2 rRNA genes (1 of these 2 running past the window's edge) are annotated in these 2,963 nt (G+C 54.0%); both read left to right on the top strand.

Annotation, left to right across the window (positions count from 1 at the left end):
* A 23S ribosomal RNA gene (locus ACIOVG_RS18550) occupies positions 1 to 2,697 on the top strand; it begins 260 nt to the left of the window's first position.
* 108 nt (positions 2,698 to 2,805) lie between these two features.
* A 5S ribosomal RNA gene (rrf, locus tag ACIOVG_RS18555) occupies positions 2,806 to 2,922 on the top strand.
* Positions 2,923 to 2,963: the final 41 nt, after the last annotated feature.

Genomic DNA, 2,963 nt, shown 5'->3' on the forward strand with positions numbered 1-2,963 from the left:
TGCCAACCCCGTAGTCGAAATGCCTCTCTTGGCGCGAAGAGTATCCCAAGTAGCACGGGGCCCGTGAAATCCCGTGTGAATCTGTCAGGACCACCTGATAAGCCTAAATACTCCCAGATGACCGATAGCGGACAAGTACCGTGAGGGAAAGGTGAAAAGTACCCCGGGAGGGGAGTGAAATAGTACCTGAAACCGTTTGCTTACAAACCGTTGGAGCCTCCTTAGTAGGGGTGACAGCGTGCCTTTTGAAGAATGAGCCTGCGAGTTAGCGATATGTGGCGAGGTTAACCCGTGTGGGGTAGCCGTAGCGAAAGCGAGTCTGAATAGGGCGATTCAGTCGCATGTCCTAGACCCGAAGCGAAGTGATCTATCCATGGCCAGGTTGAAGCGACGGTAAGACGTCGTGGAGGACCGAACCCACTTAGGTTGAAAACTGAGGGGATGAGCTGTGGATAGGGGTGAAAGGCCAATCAAACTTCGTGATAGCTGGTTCTCTCCGAAATGCATTTAGGTGCAGCGTTGCGTGTTTCTTGCCGGAGGTAGAGCTACTGGATGGCCGATGGGCCCTACAAGGTTACTGACGTCAGCCAAACTCCGAATGCCGGTAAGTGAGAGCGCAGCAGTGAGACTGTGGGGGATAAGCTTCATAGTCGAGAGGGAAACAACCCAGACCACCAACTAAGGTCCCAAAGCGCGTGCTAAGTGGGAAAGGATGTGGAGTTGCTGTGACAACCAGGAGGTTGGCTTAGAAGCAGCCACCCTTGAAAGAGTGCGTAATAGCTCACTGGTCAAGTGATTCCGCGCCGACAATGTAACGGGGCTCAAGCACGCCACCGAAGTTGTGGCATTGATATTTTTGGTAGGCCTTCGTGGTCCAGCCGTATTGATGGGTAGGAGAGCGTCGTGTGGCCAGCGAAGCGGCGGTGTAAACCAGCCGTGGAGGCTACACGAGTGAGAATGCAGGCATGAGTAGCGAATGACGTGTGAGAAACACGTCCTCCGAAAGACCAAGGGTTCCAGGGTCAAGCTAATCTTCCCTGGGTAAGTCGGGACCTAAGGCGAGGCCGACAGGCGTAGTCGATGGACAACGGGTTGATATTCCCGTACCGGCGAAGAACCGCCCAAGCTAATCCAGTAGTGCTAAGTGTCTGAATCCCAGTGACTGATCCCTTCGGGGTGACGCTCTGGGCCTAGCGCACGACCCCATTCTGGTGCGGTTAGCGTATTAACAGGTGTGACGCAGGAAGGTAGCCCAAGCCAGGCGATGGTTGTCCTGGTGCAAGTGCGTAGGCCGAGAGATAGGCAAATCCGTCTCTCATTCAGGCTGAGACACGATGCGGATAAAAAGTGGGTGATCCTATGCTGCCAAGAAAAGCATCGACGCGAGGTTCTAGCTGCCCGTACCCCAAACCGACTCAGGTGGTCAGGTAGAGAATACCAAGGAGATCGAGAGAATCGTGGTTAAGGAACTCGGCAAAATGCCCCCGTAACTTCGGGAGAAGGGGGGCCTTCGGCGTATAGGGATTTACTCCCGAAAGCGTTTGGAGGCCGCAGAGACTAGTGGGTAGCGACTGTTTACTAAAAACACAGGTCCGTGCCAAGTCGCAAGACGATGTATACGGACTGACGCCTGCCCGGTGCTGGAAGGTTAAGAGGACCGGTTAGCCGCAAGGCGAAGCTGAGAATTTAAGCCCCAGTAAACGGCGGTGGTAACTATAACCATCCTAAGGTAGCGAAATTCCTTGTCGGGTAAGTTCCGACCTGCACGAATGGCGTAACGACTTCCCAACTGTCTCAACCGCGAACTCGGCGAAATTGCATTACGAGTAAAGATGCTCGTTACGCGCAGCAGGACGGAAAGACCCCGTGACCTTTACTACAGCTTGGTATTGGTGTTCGGTGTGGCTTGTGTAGGATAGGTGGGAGACTTTGAAGCATGGACGCCAGTTCGTGTGGAGTCATTGTTGAAATACCACTCTGGTCACTCTGGATATCTAACTTCGAACCGTAATCCGGTTCAGGGACAGTGCCTGGTGGGTAGTTTAACTGGGGCGGTTGCCTCCCAAAAAGTAACGGAGGCGCCCAAAGGTTCCCTCAACCTGGTTGGCAATCAGGTGTCGAGTGTAAGTGCACAAGGGAGCTTGACTGTGAGACTGACAGGTCGAGCAGGGACGAAAGTCGGGACTAGTGATCCGGCAGTGGCTTGTGGAAGCGCTGTCGCTCAACGGATAAAAGGTACCTCGGGGATAACAGGCTGATCTTGCCCAAGAGTCCATATCGACGGCATGGTTTGGCACCTCGATGTCGGCTCGTCGCATCCTGGGGCTGGAGTAGGTCCCAAGGGTTGGGCTGTTCGCCCATTAAAGCGGTACGCGAGCTGGGTTTAGAACGTCGTGAGACAGTTCGGTCCCTATCCGCTGCGCGCGTAGGAAATTTGAGAGGATCTGACCCTAGTACGAGAGGACCGGGTTGGACGAACCTCTGGTGTGTCAGTTGTTCCGCCAGGAGCACCGCTGATTAGCTACGTTCGGGATGGATAACCGCTGAAAGCATCTAAGCGGGAAGCCGGCCTCAAGATGAGATTTCCATACCTTCGGGTGAGAGGCTCCCAGCCAGACTACTGGGTTGATAGGCCAGATGTGGAAGTGCAGTAATGCATGCAGCTGACTGGTACTAATAAGCCGATGACTTGATAACACACCGTTTGTTGGTGCTACGCGTCCACTGAGTGGTTCTCGATGTACGGTCGAGAACCGCATAACAACAATGACTTTGTTATGTGTTTGATTGAAACATCAATAGTGTTTCGGCGGCCATAGCGTGAGGGAAACGCCCGGTTACATTCCGAACCCGGAAGCTAAGCCTCACAGCGCCGATGGTACTGCAGGGGGGACCCTGTGGGAGAGTAGGACACCGCCGGACTTCTTTTAAGCAAATGGCCACCCATCGATGGGTGGCCATTT

This window comes from Microbacterium sp. NPDC087591 (genome assembly GCF_044743625.1).
Lineage (GTDB): Bacteria > Actinomycetota > Actinomycetes > Actinomycetales > Microbacteriaceae > Microbacterium.